Source organism: Flavobacterium soyae (assembly GCF_045348165.1).
GTDB classification, from domain to species: Bacteria; Bacteroidota; Bacteroidia; order Flavobacteriales; family Flavobacteriaceae; genus Flavobacterium; species Flavobacterium soyae.
The window spans coordinates 3392814-3411377 of sequence record NZ_CP150845.1 but is presented as its reverse complement, the minus strand read 5'-3'; the positions used below and the strand labels follow the sequence as shown (position 1 = coordinate 3411377).

Genomic DNA, 18564 nt, shown 5'->3' with positions numbered 1-18564 from the left:
AACTAAATAGGATTCTGGGTTAATATATCGTTTACTGTTCTGTTAATACGTAACGGATTTTTATCCTGCAGTGCCTCCGGCAGCAATTGATCCGGCCAGTCCTGAAATGTTACGGGACGCACCCATCTTTTTACTGCTGTTAATCCTACTGATGTAAATTTGCTGTCTGAACTGGCAGGAAACGGGCCTCCGTGTGTCATTCCTGAGCAGACCTCAACCCCTGTCGGGACATTATTAAATATTAAACGCCCTACTTTATTTTTAAGATTTTCGATTACTTCTTTAAAATCTTCCCATTCCTGTAAGTCTGAATTTAAAACGGTTCCTGTAAGCTGACCTTCCAGATCCTGAATAATTTCGTTGAGCTGTTTTATATCCCTGCATTTAACCAAAACTGAAAATGGACCAAAAACTTCCTTATGGAATGTTTTGTTTTTTAAAAAAGTATCTCCATCTACAGCTATAATATTTTGTACGGCATAATTTGGTTTTACCTCTTTTTGTAAAGTGGTCTGCTGTGTATATCCTTCTTGTTCAAGAACTTCTGATTTAAGATTTTCATATTGGCTTTTAATTGCCGGATGAAGCATACACGATGGCTCTGACAAATCTGTCTCTCTTGCTAAAATAGAGAAAAAATGGTTTAATTCCTCACTGTCGATCCCTAAAATAAGCCCCGGATTGGTACAAAATTGTCCTGTACCTGCAGTAATGGATGCTGCATAATTTTTTGCCCATTTTTCACTGTCTGTTTTTAAGGCTGAAGGTAAGGCCAAAACAGGGTTTATACTTCCCATCTCGGCGTAAACCGGAATTGGTAATGGTCTGCCGGCTGCAATTTTACAAAGTGCCGTTCCTCCTTTTATACTTCCTGTAAAACCAACTGCTTTTACAGACGGATGTTCTACTAAGGTTTTTCCAACTTCGATTCCGCTGCTGTTAAGGTTTGAAAAAACGCCATTTGGCATTCCGGTTCGTTTAGCGGCTTTTATAATGGCAGAAGCTACTAATTCACCTGTTCCGGCATGAAGCGGATGTGATTTTACAATTACAGGGCAGCCAGCTGCTAATGCACTTGCTGTATCACCTCCGGCGGTAGAAAAAGCGAGCGGAAAATTACTGGCTCCAAATACAACGACAGGTCCTATTGGAATCTGCAATCGGCGGATGTCTGGTTTTCCTTCAGTTTTGTTGATAATGGCTTCGACCCAGGAACCTTCCCGAAGCATTGCTGCAAAAGCTTTTAACTGTCCTGTTGTTCTGGCACGTTCTCCATTTGCCCTGCCAGCCGGAAGCCCTGATTCCTGAATATAGGTTGTTAACAGTTCTTCGCCTAATGCTTCTATTTCTTCGGCAATAGCATCCAGAAAATCAGCTTTTTCAGCGTCTGCTGTTTTACTGTAAGTTTTGAATGCTTCTTCGGCTAAAAGTACGGCCTGATTTATTTCGTCTTCTGCAGCTTCATAAAAAACGGTTTCATTTTCTATATTGAGCTCCGGATTTATGGTTTTAAATGTCTTTTTGCCTTTTGCGGAAAGCACGTCTCCAATATAGTTTTTTCCTGTAGTCATCGCTTTCTTTTCAAGTTTACTTAAATAGTTTTGTATTCTGGTAAAACGGGTCTGTTTTTCATTGCAAGATCAATAATAGACAAAACACGTTCTCTTTCAGTTCCCTGTAAAGGAAGTCTTGGTGCTCTTACATTTTCTGTCCCCAGTCCGGTTGCTACTTCTGCAAGTTTTATGTTTTGTACCAATTGCGGGGAAATGTCCAGTTCTAATAATGGCATAAACCATCTGTAAATGTCTACGGCTTCATTCACTCTACCGGCTTTTACTAATTTGTAAATGGCTACAGTTTCTGCCGGATAGGCTACTACTAAACCTGCTACCCATCCATCGGCTCCTGTTACTAAACTTTCGAGGGCTAATGTATCAACACCGCAAAGCACTTTTAAGCGGTTTCCAAAACGGTTTCTTATTCTTACCACATTGCTGATATCACGAGTAGATTCTTTTACAGCCTGAATATTTTCGAGTTTTAAAAGTTCTTCAAACATATCCAGCGTTACCTCTATTTTGTAATCAACCGGATTATTGTAAATCATAATAGGTAATGAAGTACTTTTTGCAATCTCTTTAAAATACACTACCGTCTCGTGATCTGTTGCTTTATAGCGCATTGGCGGCAGTAACATTAAACCATTTACACCCAATTCTTCAGCTCGTTTTGCTAAAGTTACTGCTTCGCTTGTTGTCTGCTCTGCAATATTTACGATAACCGGAATTTTTCCCTCTGCTATTCTTAGAGTGGTATTTATTAAAACTTCTTTTTCTTCCTTAGTTAAGGTACTGGCTTCACCAAGGGTTCCGCCTAATATAATTCCATTAACTCCGGCATCAATCTGCGCTTTAATATTTTTCTCGAACATTACGAGGTCCAGTTGACCTTCTGCTGTAAACTTAGTCGTTACAGCTGGCATTACGCCTTCCCAGTTTATCTTCATATCTTAATTTTTATCAAAAATAAAACTTAAACAAAAAGGCGTCTTTGTCATTATTAACCTATATCAGGACTATATTACCACATCTATTGTATAATCTGATTTTTTTGATAATATTTACATATCCAAAAAACAAACCTTGAAAATCTTACCCTTTAAAATACCAAAAACCGAGAGAGAAGCTCTTATCTATCAGGAAGATATTGAGCGCGTTTTTTACGATCAGCTGCATCAGCATGAAGAAATTCAGATCAGCTATATTGTAAAAGGTTCCGGTACACTGATCGTTGGGGATTCTATTAATGATTATAAGGAGGGGGATATATTGGTAATTGGTGAAAATCTGCCTCATGTTTTTAGAAGTAATGTTGAAGCAAGCCCGGAGTCTATAATGCTGACTTTATTTTTTACGAAAACTTCTTTTGGAAAAGATTTTTTCAGCCTGAATGATATGAGCAGTGTCGAGGATTTTTTTAAGGAATCAGAATATGGAGTGAAAATCCTGTCGAATCAAAAGAAAATTACACATCATTTTGCCAAGCTAAAAAAGCAGAATAAAATACAGCGCATTGCTTCTTTCCTAAAAATTATAAACATTATTATTTCTTCAGAGAAAACACCTCTTTCTTCTTTTGTTTACAGGAAAAAATATACTGATGATGAAGGAAGACGAATGAGTGCTGTTTTTGAATATGCGGTTGAGTTTTACCACCAGAATATTACTCTGGAAGAAGTTGCGGATAAAGCAAATATGAGTAAAAATGCTTTTTGCCGTTATTTTAAAAAGCGTACCAATAAAACGTTTTTTCAGTTTTTGATTGAAATCAGAATTGAAAATGCTTGTAAACTGCTGCACAATAAAAAGGACCTCTCTATTTCGTCTATATCTGAACTCTGCGGATTTCAGGATATAGCTAATTTCAACAGAAAATTTAAGGAGTTAAAAGGTATATCTCCATCTCATTATCGTGCGCAGTTTTAATTTATTGATCTATTTTTTTTCACGCAGATTTAGAATTTTTTATTGAATTGCCTCCTGCTTTAGCTGGAGGTACCTATGATTGTTTAAAAAAGGCTTTAGCCAAAAAAAAGTTTTGGCTAAAGCCTTTCTAGTTGACCTTATTTTTCCTCCAGCTAAAGCAGGAGGCAATTAAAAAAACTTTGTGTCCCTCCAGCTAAAGCAGGAGGTAATTAAAAAAACTTTGCGTCTTTACGAGATTAAAAATTTTCAAAAACAGCTGAATACTGCATTTTAATTTCTCTGTTTGCTGTTTTATCTGTTGTTTTACAAGAGATTGATATTTGGCAGATCATCAAAACCAGACTAATCTTTATTGCTTTTAGCAGTACTTTATATACCATATCATTATTTTTTAAAATTTAGAAAAAATGAAAAGCCATCCCCGTTATTATCAGGGATAGCTTTTCCAACACTTACAAGTAACCAACTTGCAACCTTATATTTTCACTCAAAAACGATTTTCTATATTCATTTTTTAATTATATCCTTCATTTTGGGTTAAATTGTGGTTCGAATCCATTTGACTTTGCGGAATTGGAAACACAATTCTAAATTCACCATTTGGTTTATGCGAAAACCATGATTTTTTAGTGTATACCCCAAATCTTATCAAATCTTGTTTTCTATGATGTTCTCCCACAAATTCCCATGCTAATTCATCAAGGAAACCACCGTATTGAATATCACTTCCGCCTTCAAGGTTTGTAATCTGTCCGTTTGCATAGGCACCGTACTTGTAAACGCTTCCTCCTAGTAATTTCGCTCCCGAAACGGCCGCTTTATCAGGGTCTGTTCTTTTAAATGCTCTTTGTCTGATCTCTGTTACTATGGATGCGGCTCCTGCTGCGTTTCCTGTTCGTAATAAACATTCTGCCTTAATCATTAAAGCATCTGTATATCTGTAAAAAGGTACATCATTTGCACTTCCGCCAACTGTTCCTGAACCAATTTCATATTTTACAAAACGATATCCTTCATTGTATTCTGTTCCGTTTACATCAGACATATAATTGATATAGTTTAATTGCTGGCCGCTTTCTAAAATTAAAGGCTCTCCAGATTTCGTAAATTGTAAACCTCCCAGCCAGGAATCTTTTAAACGCTGGTCATCTACGTCGTAAGTATCAATAAACTGAGGAATTCCACCGCTCCCGCCCCAAGGCGTTCCTGATAATTCAAATGTACTCTGACTTGCGGCATATAAGGTTTTATAAGGATAATAAGAGCCTCCTGCAAATTTATCATCAAACGGAATCGAAAATATCTCTTCGACTGATCCTTCATTTTTGATTACAAACGGATCTGAATAATTAGACGCTAAACTAAATTTACCGCTGTCAATGATATCATTTACCTGACTTAAAGCCTGTGTCCATTTTGCAGTTCCCTGATATACTTCAGAGTTCAGGTATAGTTTGGCCAGTGTCATTTTTGCAGCCCATTTTGTTACTCTTCCGTAAGTGGCCTGTGTATTGGCTTCACTTAAGGTAGGTATTGTTTCCAGTAATTCTTTTTCGATAAAATCATAAACTTCTTTATCTGTATTCTGCGTTGGCAAATAACCCGCAGGCAGATCGTAAGTGGTTACTAACGGAACTCTTCTAAAATTATCATACAGTAAATAATAATAAGTGGCTCTTAAAGCTCTGAGTTCATTGATATAAACTTGTTTGTTTTCAATTCCCTCTAAATTCTCAATCTGGTAAATAGCTCTGTTGGCACTGTTTATACCGGCATAAGCGTTGAACCATAAACCATCAATATGTCCTAAAGTTGGTCCCCAGGTATGCAGGTGCATGGTGATGTATAAATCTCCCCAGCCAATTCCGTTTCTAAAAGGTGTTACGATTAAATCTGAAGACTCTTCGTAAAGATCAAAAAGTCCGTTCCATCCCCAATATACGTCTCTGAATTTACTAAATGCAGGAGCTATAATATTGGTTAAATCTTCTGCAGTAAGCTGTGTTTTTTCTGCTGAAATATCACTGTATATCGTTTCATCCAGATCTGTACATGCGGCACATGAAAGCAATACAGATAATAGTGCTATTTTATATTTTTTGTTTAACTTTTTCATAATACTGCTTATTAAAAGGTTATATTAATTCCTAGTGTAAAGGTGCGGCTTGACGGATATTTGTCACGTCCGTCGTTTCCTGATGATAAGATTTCGTCAGAATTTCTTATGATCTCAGGATCAATTCCTTTATAGCCTGTAATTGTAGCCAGATTTGATCCTGACGCATATATTCTTGCCGAACTGATAAATTTCAGGCTTTTAAGGTCGAAAGTATAGCCTAAAGTAACATTGTCAAGTTTAACGTAATCGCCATCTTCTATATAATAACTCACATAGGTCTGAGAATAATTAAGCTGCGTTTTTCCATACACTTTATCATGCGCAGAAGTCAGCATATTATAGTTAATAGTTGGATTTTCATAAAACATACGCTGGAAGTTTAAGATTTGAAAATCGTATGCTCCATTTAGGATTACTCCTAAATCAAAATTCTTGTATCTGAACGTATTGGTCCATCCTGTATAATAAGCCGGAATACCGTTTCCTAAGTATTGTTTGTTTTCGTCATTGTATAAATCAGGCGTTAGTGTTTTTCTTGTACCGTCTTTCGTTTCAATAATCCATTTCCCGTCATCTGTAATATCAACTGATTTTAATCCCCAGAAATTTCCTATTGACTGCCCGACTTCTAATCGATGCGTTGAAAACGAAATTGGATCTCCCGCATCTCCAACATTAATAAAGTTTCCTTCTATCTCATATAAATCATTTGATAAACTTGTCAGCTTATTTTTGTTGTGAGAAAAGGTCATTGTCGATGTCCATTCAAAATCTTTGGTTCTTACCGGCACTATGTTCAACAGTACCTCAATTCCTTTGTTTTCCATTTTCCCAACATTTGCGGTGATACTTGGATATAAATATGGAGGTGTTGGAACACTGTAATTCCATAACATATCTTTTGTTTTTTTGTTATAAACATCAACACTTCCGCTTAGTCTGCTGTTAAAGAATGAAAAATCGACCCCAAGGTTCAGCTCCTGTGTTTTTTCCCAGCGCAAATCAGGATTTGGATTACTTGCAGGTTCTAATCCCTGAACCCACTCTCCGTTATTATAAAAATATCCTTCATATTTATATAATGTCTGCGATAAATAAGAGTCACTCGGAATTATACCTGTTTCTCCGTATCCTGCACGAAATTTCAAATTATTAATAAAACTAAGATTTTTTAAAAATGATTCGTTACTGATTGTCCATCCGGCAGATACAGAAGGAAAAGTTCCCCATTTGTAGTTTGTACCAAATTTAGACGAGCCTTCTCTTCTCACACTGGCAAGTAAATGGTATTTATTATCATAACCGTAACTTGCTCTTCCAAAAAAACCTACTAACGTATTGTCGTTTTTATAACTGCCCATTCCGGCAAGTCCGTCTTTTAGTGCTTTACCTGCTCCTAAATTATAATATGAATAAGCATCTGTCGGGAAATCAAAGTTATTTGCCCAGAATCCTTCATTAGAATTGTACTGATAACTATATCCTCCTAAAACACTAAAATTATGGTTTCCTAATGTTTTAGCATATCTGGAGGTAAACTCCAGGTTATCAGTCTGGCTCTCACTTGATCCCCTTGAAGCAAATCCGTTTCGTCCCTGATTGGTATTTGAATAATGCTTTTTACTTTCAGAATAACCAGTAAAACTAGTATTTCTTTGTGTTGCCAGTAAAAGCTTGTTTTCCCATCCCGGTAAAAGATTCAGTGTGATTGTAGAGCTTAATCGGGTCCAGTCATTTTCGATTATTCCATCAGCTTCTTCAATCATAGCTACCGGATTTGAATATTGAAATCTGTCAGTCTGTGTCCAGGTTCCATCATCATTTTGAGGTCTGTCTGTAGGATTTCTGATTAGCGCCTGTCTATAAATGTTACTGTTAAAAGATCTTCCATCACCCAGTGCACCCATTTTTTGTCTTCCGCTTAATAAGTTTAAGTTGATCTTCAATAAATTATCAAACATAGAATGGTTTCCGTCAAATGATACCCTGAACTCATCATTGTACGATTTTTTAAAAGTTCCTTCCTGTGTAATGTAATTTATATTGGCTACATAATTAGACTTTGCATTTCCGCCTTTTAATCCCAGGTTATTATTTAGGGTAACACCTGTTCTTGAAATCTCGTCTAACCAGTCTGTTGTATATCCCTCATCTTTAAAAGGCATTTTAACACCGTCGGCTAATAATTGCCTCATTTCTGCGGCATTTATAAAATCGGCTTTTCGGCTAAAATTAGATAAGGCGGTGTATTGATTAAAAGTCAGCGTTGTTTCTATATCCTTATCAACTGTTTTGGTAGTAATCAGGATAACTCCATTTGCTCCTCTGGTTCCGTAAATAGCTGCCGCTGATGCATCCTTAAGCACATCAATTGAGGCAATTTCTTCAGGAGCTACACTGTTTAAACTCCCCGGAATTCCATTGATCAAAACAAGCGGAGAAGTTCCTCCCTGTAAAGATGATATTCCACGTAAAGAAACAGAAGGACTTGCAGAAGGATCTCCTGATCCGTTTGAGATGCTTAAACCGGCAACTTTTCCTTTTATTAATTCAGAAGCGTCGCGAACAGCACCCTGAGTAAAGTCTTTAGCTTTTACAGTTGCTACCGCACTGGTTACTTCACCTCTTTTTTGAGTTCCGTATCCAATTAAAACAACTTCAGATAATTCATTTACATCTGATTCTAAAACAACATTCAGAACCTTTTTGCCGTCTAGTTTTATTTCTTTTGTTTTAAGTCCTAAATAAGAAAAAACTAAAATGGCATTATTTCCTTTAGTAACTATTTCAAAGTTTCCGTCGAAATCACTTGCTGCAGCATTAGTTGTATTTTTCTCTAAAACTGATACTCCAGGAAGAGGAAGATTATTGGTGTCAGTGATCTTTCCGCTGATTCTCTGCTGAGAAAAAGAGTTAAAAACAACAAACAAAAATAAAATTGTAAAGAGCATTTTGTCTCTGTAACAAGATGCTGCAATACCTTTTAAAGCATGGTTGGCTGGTTTCATAATTTTACAATATTGGTTAGTGTATTATTAACACTTGTAAAATTATGTTAAATGTGAGCTATCAAAAATGCTTATATTACCACATGCTAATACTATATTATCCGTTTTTTGCACTAAACCATTCTTATTAACTAAAATGTGTTTATTTTCTCAATAAACAACAAATAATTTTAGCACATACATAATTTTTAACTCAAATTAAGAATATTAAATTAATAGACTGCTCTTTTAAATTGTGGATTAATAATAAGCATAAAAAATTGCTGTCATTGACTGTCATGCATAAAAAGATACAATAATGGTACTAAATGACAGGTTATGTATTTTTCAAATTAAAAAAAGCTTTCACAGATATGTGAAAGCTTTTTTTTCCCCTCCTTACTGCTTCCTTATTTTAATTATTCCAGCAGTTTTCAATTTACATCTAAAATGAGGAAAAATAATTTGTTGTATTTGATTAAAGTAAATTATTCCGGACTGATAAATGGATAGTATTTTTCGTCAATAATAGGTTCGATACCGAAGAAATCATTCAAAACAGATTCGGCAGTACAAAATGCACCTTCTACCCAGGCCTGATCGTTTGAATATGTTTCTCCAACGATAAAAATTTCGCAATCTGTTTTTGGTACAAGCTGTGAAGGTTTTCTAATTTTTCTTTGCACATCACCCAAATTATAATGCGATTTATAGGCATGATACCCTGCATTGAAAGGGGGAAGTGACCAATCCATGTATCTCGTTTCCAAAGGTTCAGGCACATACGAATAATCAGCCTGTGGCCCAAAATGCAATGACGCTAATTGTGAGCGAAGCATTTTTACCATTACGGGAGTAGCTTCTCTTGGCCCTTCGAGCGGCTGTAAATCTCTTGATTCAGGAATTTTACGTGTTGCATCTGGCCCAAGTTCTAATGCTTTCCAGAATGTTGCGTATAGAATATCATCATAACTGGCCAAAATACCGTATACTTTTTTTCCTTTTCCGTCTCTGGCATTATCACCAAAATAAACTACTTGTCGGATAGGCATATCTGTTATACTTGGCCCAATAGTATCTAATTCGGCTACGGTCGAAATTTGTTTTTCTTGTTTAAAAGTCAAACGTTCCTCGACTGCGTTTTCTACAGCAGCAATAAAGCTTGCCTTATCGTTAAACGAATTACTAATTATAACTGGATTTTTTGCCGATTCTATTTTTTTAAGATAGTTAGAAGGAAAACCCTCTTTTCTTAATTTCTCAATTCCTTCTTGTGTTAAGAAATAACTTGTTAGTTTAGCAGGATAAGTTGGGCTTCCGGCTTCGGTTGTTCTCCACCAGGGTGTATCGAAAAACATACCTATTTTGTATGAAGGCTCCATTAATACAGACTCTAAATACAACTGTACTTTTTCATGATTTAATACATCCATTCCTTCCTCATCACTGTATCTGGTTGCCTGTGCTACTAATTCAATGGCTGCTCTTGGCATAGCAAGAAATGCTGCATCACATTTTTTTCTTTCTGCAAGTGCATCTGGATCTTTGCGTGTTGCAGTTGTAAAATTCACTCCTGATTTGGTGTGCAAAATAGAACGCAGCCTAACATTTGGATAATAATTTAGAGTGATTCCTTTTTCTTTTGCTAATTTTTCAACTTCTTCAAATAAGCTGTCAAATAAGCTGGAATATCCTTTTATTAAAGTTTTATATTCTGTTCCCGGAAGAAACTCATCATTGACATTAAATGACTGGGCGCTATTGCTGTTTACTACGTTTGAACTATAGCCATTACCATCAGATAAATAACTAAATCCTTCTTGTCCAAGCATATCATAGCCCAGGTTCCAATATCCAATTTCTTTTAACAAGTCTCCTTTTTGAAAGATCGAACTATCAGGCATGTCAATATTGATTCTTCCTTCTTCATAAAATCTGCACCACTCTCTTCGGGTTGTTGGCCCGGATGTTTGTGTGATCGCTACAGATTGTATAGTTGTAAAACCATCATCTGGCGGGGCATCCTGAGCATAATTGTTTGCGAAATACGGCGCTGGCTGGTTAGAATTGATATCTGAGATATACATGTTTTTAGAACGCAAAGACATTAAAGGATCTGCTGACTCATTAAACGGAATTGAATCTTTCTTTAAATCAAGTTCTTCTATCGTTTTAGTCACTAAACGATGTCCTGGCCCCTGAGGAGTGCCATCCCAATATAAATATCTCATACCGCCCAATTCCAGGTATGAATTGTCTTTGTTGTCTTTATAATGCCATGTACAAACACGTGCGCCCGGTTCTCTTGTTCCTGGATTTTTTTTAGAAAAATCGTATTTTCCCCAGTCGTAGAGTTCTAAAACATCGCCCTTAACGAGCATTTTTTGATTTTTTTCGTTTTTAGATTTTCCATCAAGTAATCTCCATGCAGTATAAAGTCCTGCAGCACCTGCTCCAAAAATAGAGTATGTTTTTTTGCTCATGATAGTATGCTTTTAGATTTTTTAGTCGTTTTATAGATAATCATTTTTATTCATTTCCCAGTCTTGCCATTTGTTGTGCCAGATCTTTTTGAGGAATCACAATTTCTACCAAGGTTGGCAGATTTGTTTTTTTCTTAAGTTTTAGCAGTACTTCGTCTAACTCAGTAACTGTTTCAGCGCGGTAACTGTTTGCTCCAAATGCTTTGGCAAGTGCCTGATAATCCCATTTTGGAAGAATATCAAATTCGTCAAATTTATGAGATGGGCCTGCCTTAAACGAGTCCATGTCTACATATACTTGCTCAATTGCGTATACTCCATTGCTCATTACAAAAATTACGGAATTGATGTTGTATTTTACAAGGGTCGAAAGTGATTGTGCAATCATCATAAAACCGCCGTCACCGGCTACAGTCCAGACTTGTTTACCACTCCCAAGCTGAGCTCCAGAAGCTGCACCAGTTTCAAAACCAATACACTGCCAGGCAGCCGAAGAAATATATGCGTTTTGAGATAATCCGTAAATATTGGTAGCTACGTACATTGATGAACTTACACCAAAAGTCATTACAATATCGTCCATCATTTTTTGCTTTTGCAGAAATAATGCTGCATGCTCAAAAAAACGGTTAAATGTTATTACTTCCGGAGTTTTATCATATTTAGGATCTGAGTTGGATCGCCATGGTTCCGGGAATTTTGGCTGAGCAGGAGCTACTGTTTTTAAAGGATATCCCGAAGCTTTTTTAAAACGTTCTGTTAAGGCTTCGATGAAATCTTTTAAAGTTACATTCGAATAGGTAAAATAACCAACCCTTGTTTCCTGAGTAGTAATCTGAATCATATCCGAAAATTTATTTTCTACCAGCCATAAATAATCATCGGTAATAATAGTTCCTAAAGATAAAATACAGTCTGAAGCTTCGACCACTTTTATAACTTCTGGTATTGAGGCCTGATCAGAATAGGTACCTATAAATTTATCGCCTTTCTCATCCAGCACCGTTTTTCCAAGTGAAGTTGTAGTGTACAACATTCCGCTTGCTTTAATAAGTTCTTCTAATTGCTTGGTTAACTTATGTCGTAAAAGCTCTACACCTGCAAAAATTATAGGTGTTTTGGCCTGACTAATTTGGGTCCAGGCCTGAGAAACAGCATTTTCAAGTGCTGCTGCTTCACTCTTTATTATTTCGGCCTCCAGTTTTTTATTAGAAGGTTTAGGGCAAGGTTCGCCCCACACCTCTTTATAGCATGCTATGTACACAGGTCGCTGGTGTGTAAGTGCTGCGATAAGTAATTTATCGATTTTTTCAGGTGCACCTGCAGAAGTACTCAGGGTCTCGGCAGCAACAGTTACTCTTTCATAAACTTCCTGATCTGCGTTAAGATTACCTGTAGAGTGATGGTAAAGAACATTGTACATACTCCCAATTTGCCTTGCATCGGCTCCGGGCGTGGCACTAATTACAACAACAGGGCTGCGTTCTACATAAGCTCCTGCAATAGCATTTAGTGCACTAAAAGTACTTACGCCGTATTGTAAAGATACGGCAGCTAAACCTCTGGTACGTGCGTAAGCGTCTGCCGCATAAGACGCGTCCAATTCGTTTGAAGTTCCAATGGTTTCAATTCCATCAAAATCTTCCAGAGCTTGTGTAAAATGTTTTACATAATCGCCCGGAATCTGAAAAACTTCGGTAACATTTAATTGTTTGAGCCGGGTAAGCAGATAATCTGCAACTGTAAATTCTTTTGTAGGTTTCATTTTTTGCTATTCTAAATTAGGAGTTATAATATCTGGAATTACTATTGCTGCTTGTTGAGCCTGATATGAATATGTTTGCTGTTGTAAACCGTTTAAATTTTCTATTTTGTTATGTTTTTTCAGGTTAGTTACGTTCTTTTATTAAAGTGATTTCAGGGACACACTTTACTTACGCTTCTTATATCATTTCTGTAATAAAATTAGTATGCCGCCATAGTTCAAATTAAAAAAAAGGCACGAGTGCGGGATTTTTATCCATGAGAGGTCAAAATAAAAGCATAAGATCATTTCTCTGCATTTTGAAGTATTCATTTTATTGAAATACACTCCGTTTGAACAACAACACAACAACCTGAAAAACAAATAATTAACAACATATAAATGAAGTAAAACCACATTATTTCAAAATGATATAAAAACAAAAAAACCGCAATAACAATGGGTTTCAGTGTGAAGATTATGGATTATATATACAAAAAACAGATTAAGCAATAACAATCCTTTTCTTAAAATAATTTTCCTGTTATTGATTGCCTATTTAAGACGTCTTTTTACTTTATGTAACGGTTCACCCGCAAAATTGTCCGTTTGACTTTATTTTTTATGACTCTTAAAAAACTGCCTTATTACTTTCGCAGAGCAATATCCTAAAATTCAAATAATGATTCAAATGAAAATTCCTCAAACAGGCTGGCTTACAATCTTAATAGTCATTTTATCTCTTACCAATACTTATGGACAAAATACCAATGTTAAAATTTCTGGTATCCGCTCTGAAAAAGGACAAATTATACTAAATGTATTTAAAAACAGTGAAGATTATGAACAGGAAAAAGTTTTCAAAAAATTAGTCTTTGAAAAAAAAGCAGTTGATAACGGTTCTATGATGATTAATTGTGATATCGAACCCGGTGTTTACGGTATCACTCTTATTGATGATGAAAATAAAAATGGGGAACTCAATAAAAATCTGATTGGAATACCCAAAGAAGGTTTTGGTTTCTCGGACTTCTTCATGGAAAAAATGAAAAAACCAGTCTTTGATGACTTTAAGGTCAATATAAAAAACCCGAACAACAAAATCACCATTAAGGTAAAATATATGTAATTGGATAAAAACAAAGTAAAACTCAAAATTAGAATTATGAAAATCAAAACAATCTTTATTAAATTAATTCCTGTAAAGGTAATGGCTGCGGCAGCCCTGATATTTTTATCATCTTGTGATAGCAACGAAGTAGACCCTTTTGGTTCTGCACACCTTAAAGTTGTAAATGCCGCGCCTAACTCCGGTTCTCAAAAATTTGTTATGGCCAACATTCCTTATATTGGTAATCTGGATTATCTGGAACATTCAGTATCGTACCATGATGTAGCGGTGGGAAACAATCTCGTAAGCCAGTTTAGAGACGAAAACGATAATGACCTATATGCTTCTGAAGAACTTGATCTGGATGATGATAAAAGATATACTGTATACTTAACGGGAGAATCAAGAAATGATGCAGAAGTGAGACTTTATGAGGATAATATAACTGCTCCGGCCAGTGGAAAAGCCAAGGTAAAGTTTATTCATTTAAGTGCTGGTGCTCCTGCCAATATTGATTTCATTGACGCCCAAGGCAATAATCTGGCTTTAAATGTTGCACGCTACAATCAAAGTGATTATTCTGAAATTAATGCCGGTTCATTAGGTATTCAAGTACGCGGCAGCGGGGAATCTGAAAATCTGGCAGCCTTGGCAGCAACTGATTTTGCTGCCGGAAAAGTTTATACCGTTTTTATAGCCGGATCTTCTGCATCAGGATATACAATTAGCCAAATTTCGCATAATTAAGTTATTGCTTTATTTCATAATAAATGACCAAATCTCTAAAATCAGGATAGTATTAGAGATTTGGTCATTTTTTCTTGAAAACGATATCAAAAGCATTTGGATCAAATTATTGTATATATTTTTTAAGAAATATTAGTTCAAATTCTGCTCTTCTCACATATCTTTATGCCTTAATAAATAATCGATTATTATGTTTCCAAAGCACGCTGTTTATATTCTTTTGACCTTCTTATTATTTATCTCGTGCAGCAGCGATAATGATGATACTATTGATGATACAGACGTAACAGATTCTGTTTTGATAGAAATTAATAAACTTAGGGCAACGGGATGTAAATGTGGTACCGATGATATGCCTCCGGTACCTGCATTAGTAAGCAATTCATTATTGGCAAAAACTGCTGTTAATTATGCTCATGAAATGAATACACGTAATTTTTTCTCGCATATATCTCCTGAAGGGACAAGCCCTATACAAAGAGCCGCTGCTGCTGGTTATACCGGAAAATATGTAGGCGAAGTTATAGCGCGGAATTACAGTACTCCTGCCGAAGTTGTAACAGGATGGAAAAATAGCGAAGACCATTGCAAGGCAATGATGAGCAGTACTTATGTAGAAATGGGTGCCGGAAAATCAGGAAATATATGGGTGGCAAATTTAGGACAGTAAGCTAATTTTCTTCACGAAGCTGTTATAACTATACAATAACGTATAAATAAGCCATTTACCTTCTCGACAAATAGGAAAAAAAATAGATTTATTCTCATGATAGTAAGAATAAGTCTATTTTTATTTTTTTTAGATTATATTATTCTCAGTTTTTTATTTTATTTATGGTCAATTTTACCATAACTAACAATTTGAATTTATATTTTAACAGGTTATATCCTGTTTTTATGATAATAATTAAAAAATGCACTTGTTTTACTACAATAAATTCACTAAATACATAATTATTAATACTTTAGTATAACTAATTATTAACCCTTAAAATTAAAATTTTATGAAAAAATCATTTTTATTTGTAGTATTAAGCTTAATGTTTATGAGTTGCGAAACAAGTGAATCAAATGATTCAGAAGTTAAAGCTGCATGGTCATCATCTGCCCAATATGCCAGCTGGTCAAATGGCGGTTATACCGTTTATAATAACATATGGGGTTCGGGTGCAGGAAGTCAGTCCATATGGGCAAATAATTACAGTAATTGGGGTATTTGGGCTAACCATCCAAATACAGCAGGCATTAAATCATACCCAAATTCGACCAAATATGTTGGTAAAGTGTTGAATACAATCAATACACTTAGTACCAGCTTTAACGCAACTACCCCTAGTGGAGGTGCCTGGGTTTCGGCTTATGATCTTTGGGACAGCAATAAAGCCAATGAAATAATGTTATGGTTAAACTACACAGGAAATTCAGACGGTTCAGGAAATGTAAAACCAATTTCTTATAATTATTCCTCAACAGGTGCCGCTGTTCCGGTATATACAAACCAAACTATTGGCGGTCATACCTGGAACGTATTCCGAGGCAACAATGGCTCTAATAATGTATATTCATTTTTACGTACTACAAAAACCAATGGCGGTACAATTGATGCTAAAGCAATTTTTAATTGGATAAAAGATAGAGGATGGTTTGGTAATGTTACTGTTGGAGACATACAGTATGGATTTGAAATCTCGTCATGCTACGGTACAAACGGAAACGGAGCAAACTTTACTTGTAACAGCTATTCTGTAACTAGTAACTAGTAAATTAATAATATGAACAAAACGGGTTCAATTTTTCAAGTTGAGCCCGTTTTATTTTTTTACAATATCATCTACTTGACATTCCTGCAGACTTATTACCGCAATGCATCAGATAGTGAACAACTAATAATTCCATCGCTGGAGACAGTGTTGGTAAGTGTATTTTTCTCAACCCCATTCACATAAATTTTTGCAGTCAGCGTCTGTCCGGGTGTACCCTCCTGTCCTGTAATCGAAGAACCACTCACTCCCAAAGCATAGATTCCTTCCCCAAAAGTCACCTCTTTAGACCAAGGAATACTTACATTGTCTTCCATTACATTAGAACCGCTTTCATTAATGTAGACTACTCTGATATTCTTAGAAAATGTTCCTGTTAATTCATACTTTACCTTTCGGGATGCTCCCGGAGATGTATTGTTATCATCACTGCTGCATGAGCTTACAAAGCACAGCAGAGCTGCCAACCCAAATACTATTTTTTTCATATCGTTACAATTTTAAATTCCACCAAAACTAAATAATGGCAGGTTTACAGAATTGTATGAAAACGACATCGGGTTATTCACTCAGGTAAATAAAGGAAGAACTTTCGGTTCCCAGGCTTTCTTTCCTGATGAACTGATAAGGTGAAAGACCTGAAAATTCCTTGAAATCTGTATTAAAATGAGACTGGTCTGCATACTGAAGATCATAGGTCAATGCTGTAAGATCACCATAAACTGCAGTGGGCAGGACTTTGAGTGCATTCTCAAAGCGGATAAGCCTGCCGAATTTAGTCATAGAAACTCCTGTATTTATTTTAAACCTCCGTTGAAGCTGCCTCTCTGAAAGCCCATAATGACCGGCTAACTGCTGCTGTTTTTTTTCCATGTTCCACAGCCATGACTTATTGCTGTGAAAAAGATCATTGATCGTCTGGTCTATTTTTCCGTGGTATAATCTTTCATAAAAATAGGTGCTCAAAATCTGTACCCTGTTGTGATGATCCTGAGCATCCAAAAGCAAAAATGGAATTTCGGTCTTATCAAGCAAATTAATATCCACCATTCTATTGGTCATTTCCGATGCGTCAATACCAAACAAGGCATGTAAAGCGTGAGGATAAAAACTAACTCCAAAATGAGAAAACTGTGTATCCCAAAAAGCATCAGAGGGTTTGGTATCCAGCCCGCTTAAATAGCATAAGGGCATTATATTTCCATTGGCATCCTTAATTGGAGAAAAAGTATTGATATCCTGAAAGATAAGCCTCGGATACTGATCGGCAAAAGAGCGTATATGCAGCACTTTTTTTTCCAGAGCCATCGAATCATAACTCCAGAAATAACGTATCCACGCTTTTAATTTTTCATGAGGCTGATAAATTTTATATTCCATAAATAATATTCAATGTAAAAACTGTACGGATAAAAATACAAAGCATTTTTACTCCAAGAGCTTGTTTTTAATCAATTGGTTTGTCTGAATATAGATGCTAGATAAAGACTTATAGCGGAATAAGCTCCTAATTTTTTCAATTTTGCTTTTTGTAAAAATATAAAAGCTGTAACCCAAAACCAATATCCCTGTAAAGATTAATATAAAAACTGCTAAAAGAAACGTTTAGCAGTTTTTTTAAATATAGAAAATTTTGCTTATAAAAAGTTTAGCTACTGAACATAAAAGGGAAAGCTGTACAAACATCTTACTCGTTTTCCTCCTTTTATAGCAGGCGTCCAGTTAGGAGATAATTGCAAAACCCTTAGTAGCTCTTCGCCTGATCCATAGCCAAAATCACGAAGGATTTTTATATCAGATAACGTTCCATCTTTTTCAATTACAATAGTTGAAAAGACTGACCCTATCGCTTCGTTTTTAACTGCTTCTTCTGGCATAACATAATTCTTCGTTAAGAAAATATGAAACTTATTTATACCTCCCGGATATTTAGGCAAAGAATCTACCAATGTCGGATTGTAAATTTCCTTATCATTTTCATCAACATTATATTCTAATGCAGTCTTTTTTTGAGATTCCTTTTCAACTTTTAAAGGAGGTTTAACAATTGCAGGTTTACTGCTCTCTTTTTGGCAACTTATAATTATGATAAAACTAAAAAATAAAAAAATCTTTTTCATCATTTCGT

The 18564-nt window shown here is 35.7% G+C and carries 15 protein-coding genes; 5 read left to right on the top strand and 10 right to left on the bottom strand.

Going from position 1 to position 18564, the window contains the following annotated elements:
• Positions 1 to 2: 2 nt before the first annotated feature.
• Together AABD74_RS14610 and AABD74_RS14605 are read right to left on the bottom strand one after the other, a co-directional pair.
• Positions 3 to 1571 carry an aldehyde dehydrogenase (NADP(+)) gene (locus AABD74_RS14610; protein WP_406843321.1) on the bottom strand — a complete coding sequence of 523 codons (1569 nt, stop codon included), beginning with the start codon at positions 1569 to 1571 and terminating at the stop codon, positions 3 to 5.
• 20 nt (positions 1572 to 1591) lie between these two features.
• Positions 1592 to 2506, bottom strand: a complete 915-nt coding sequence (locus tag AABD74_RS14605) for a dihydrodipicolinate synthase family protein (protein ID WP_232678608.1) — start codon at positions 2504 to 2506, stop codon at positions 1592 to 1594.
• Positions 2507 to 2642: 136 nt separating this feature from the next.
• On the opposite strand from AABD74_RS14605, the gene AABD74_RS14600 reads away from it, so the two are divergent.
• Positions 2643 to 3485: an AraC family transcriptional regulator gene (locus tag AABD74_RS14600; RefSeq protein WP_232678610.1), complete on the top strand. Its 843-nt coding sequence runs from the start codon at positions 2643 to 2645 to the stop codon at positions 3483 to 3485.
• A 236-nt stretch (positions 3486 to 3721) separates the two neighbouring features.
• On the opposite strand, the gene AABD74_RS14595 is transcribed toward AABD74_RS14600, so the two are convergent.
• The 5 genes from AABD74_RS14595 to AABD74_RS14575 all read right to left on the bottom strand — a co-directional run bounded on the left by AABD74_RS14595 (position 3722) and on the right by AABD74_RS14575 (position 12839).
• A complete protein-coding gene (locus tag AABD74_RS14595; protein WP_406843320.1) occupies positions 3722 to 3865 on the bottom strand; it encodes a hypothetical protein in 144 nt (47 codons plus the stop codon).
• A gap of 134 nt (positions 3866 to 3999) precedes the next feature.
• A complete protein-coding gene (locus AABD74_RS14590; protein WP_232678612.1) occupies positions 4000 to 5601 on the bottom strand; it encodes a RagB/SusD family nutrient uptake outer membrane protein in 1602 nt (533 codons plus the stop codon).
• A gap of 11 nt (positions 5602 to 5612) precedes the next feature.
• Positions 5613 to 8612 (bottom strand): SusC/RagA family TonB-linked outer membrane protein, encoded by a 3000-nt coding sequence (locus tag AABD74_RS14585; protein ID WP_406843319.1) that lies wholly within the window; start codon positions 8610 to 8612, stop codon positions 5613 to 5615.
• 467 nt (positions 8613 to 9079) lie between these two features.
• The gene (locus tag AABD74_RS14580; RefSeq protein ID WP_406843318.1) at positions 9080 to 11074 is read right to left on the bottom strand and encodes a hypothetical protein; all 1995 of its coding nucleotides are present in this window, start codon (positions 11072 to 11074) and stop codon (positions 9080 to 9082) included.
• Between the two features lie 46 nt (positions 11075 to 11120).
• A complete protein-coding gene (locus tag AABD74_RS14575) occupies positions 11121 to 12839 on the bottom strand; it encodes an alpha-keto acid decarboxylase family protein (protein ID WP_232678621.1) in 1719 nt (572 codons plus the stop codon).
• 670 nt (positions 12840 to 13509) lie between these two features.
• On the opposite strand from AABD74_RS14575, the gene AABD74_RS14570 reads away from it, so the two are divergent.
• From AABD74_RS14570 to AABD74_RS14555, 4 genes are all read left to right on the top strand, one after another.
• A complete protein-coding gene (locus tag AABD74_RS14570; protein WP_406843317.1) occupies positions 13510 to 13947 on the top strand; it encodes a DUF2141 domain-containing protein in 438 nt (145 codons plus the stop codon).
• Positions 13948 to 13983: 36 nt separating this feature from the next.
• On the top strand, positions 13984 to 14676 hold the full coding sequence (locus AABD74_RS14565) for a DUF4397 domain-containing protein (RefSeq protein WP_406843316.1): 693 nt from the start codon (positions 13984 to 13986) through the stop codon (positions 14674 to 14676).
• 190 nt (positions 14677 to 14866) lie between these two features.
• Positions 14867 to 15346: a CAP domain-containing protein gene (locus AABD74_RS14560; RefSeq protein WP_232678629.1), complete on the top strand. Its 480-nt coding sequence runs from the start codon at positions 14867 to 14869 to the stop codon at positions 15344 to 15346.
• Between the two features lie 334 nt (positions 15347 to 15680).
• Entirely contained in the window at positions 15681 to 16436 is a 756-nt protein-coding gene (locus AABD74_RS14555) for a GH12 family glycosyl hydrolase domain-containing protein (protein WP_232678631.1), read from the top strand.
• Positions 16437 to 16531: 95 nt separating this feature from the next.
• On the opposite strand, the gene AABD74_RS14550 is transcribed toward AABD74_RS14555, so the two are convergent.
• The 3 genes from AABD74_RS14550 to AABD74_RS14540 all read right to left on the bottom strand — a co-directional run bounded on the left by AABD74_RS14550 (position 16532) and on the right by AABD74_RS14540 (position 18559).
• A complete protein-coding gene (locus AABD74_RS14550; protein WP_232678633.1) occupies positions 16532 to 16903 on the bottom strand; it encodes an MmpS family transport accessory protein in 372 nt (123 codons plus the stop codon).
• 94 nt (positions 16904 to 16997) lie between these two features.
• The gene (locus AABD74_RS14545; protein WP_406843315.1) at positions 16998 to 17816 is read right to left on the bottom strand and encodes a DUF6597 domain-containing transcriptional factor; all 819 of its coding nucleotides are present in this window, start codon (positions 17814 to 17816) and stop codon (positions 16998 to 17000) included.
• A gap of 272 nt (positions 17817 to 18088) precedes the next feature.
• Positions 18089 to 18559, bottom strand: coding sequence for an energy transducer TonB (locus AABD74_RS14540; RefSeq protein ID WP_406843314.1), 471 nt, complete (start codon positions 18557 to 18559; stop codon positions 18089 to 18091).
• Positions 18560 to 18564: the final 5 nt, after the last annotated feature.

What these genes read in the sequence shown, in the direction of transcription:
- AABD74_RS14610 (WP_406843321.1), bottom strand. Translation starts at nt 1,571, where the DNA reads ATGACTACAGGAAAAAACTATATTGGAGACGTGCTTTCCGCAAAAGGC.
- AABD74_RS14605 (WP_232678608.1), bottom strand. Translation starts at nt 2,506, where the DNA reads ATGAAGATAAACTGGGAAGGCGTAATGCCAGCTGTAACGACTAAGTTT.
- AABD74_RS14595 (WP_406843320.1), bottom strand. Translation starts at nt 3,865, where the DNA reads ATGGTATATAAAGTACTGCTAAAAGCAATAAAGATTAGTCTGGTTTTG.
- AABD74_RS14590 (WP_232678612.1), bottom strand. Translation starts at nt 5,601, where the DNA reads ATGAAAAAGTTAAACAAAAAATATAAAATAGCACTATTATCTGTATTG.
- AABD74_RS14585 (WP_406843319.1), bottom strand. Translation starts at nt 8,612, where the DNA reads ATGAAACCAGCCAACCATGCTTTAAAAGGTATTGCAGCATCTTGTTAC.
- AABD74_RS14580 (WP_406843318.1), bottom strand. Translation starts at nt 11,074, where the DNA reads ATGAGCAAAAAAACATACTCTATTTTTGGAGCAGGTGCTGCAGGACTT.
- AABD74_RS14575 (WP_232678621.1), bottom strand. Translation starts at nt 12,839, where the DNA reads ATGAAACCTACAAAAGAATTTACAGTTGCAGATTATCTGCTTACCCGG.
- AABD74_RS14570 (WP_406843317.1), top strand. Translation starts at nt 13,510, where the DNA reads ATGAAAATTCCTCAAACAGGCTGGCTTACAATCTTAATAGTCATTTTA.
- AABD74_RS14565 (WP_406843316.1), top strand. Translation starts at nt 13,984, where the DNA reads ATGAAAATCAAAACAATCTTTATTAAATTAATTCCTGTAAAGGTAATG.
- AABD74_RS14560 (WP_232678629.1), top strand. Translation starts at nt 14,867, where the DNA reads ATGTTTCCAAAGCACGCTGTTTATATTCTTTTGACCTTCTTATTATTT.
- AABD74_RS14555 (WP_232678631.1), top strand. Translation starts at nt 15,681, where the DNA reads ATGAAAAAATCATTTTTATTTGTAGTATTAAGCTTAATGTTTATGAGT.
- AABD74_RS14545 (WP_406843315.1), bottom strand. Translation starts at nt 17,816, where the DNA reads ATGGAATATAAAATTTATCAGCCTCATGAAAAATTAAAAGCGTGGATA.
- AABD74_RS14540 (WP_406843314.1), bottom strand. Translation starts at nt 18,559, where the DNA reads ATGATGAAAAAGATTTTTTTATTTTTTAGTTTTATCATAATTATAAGT.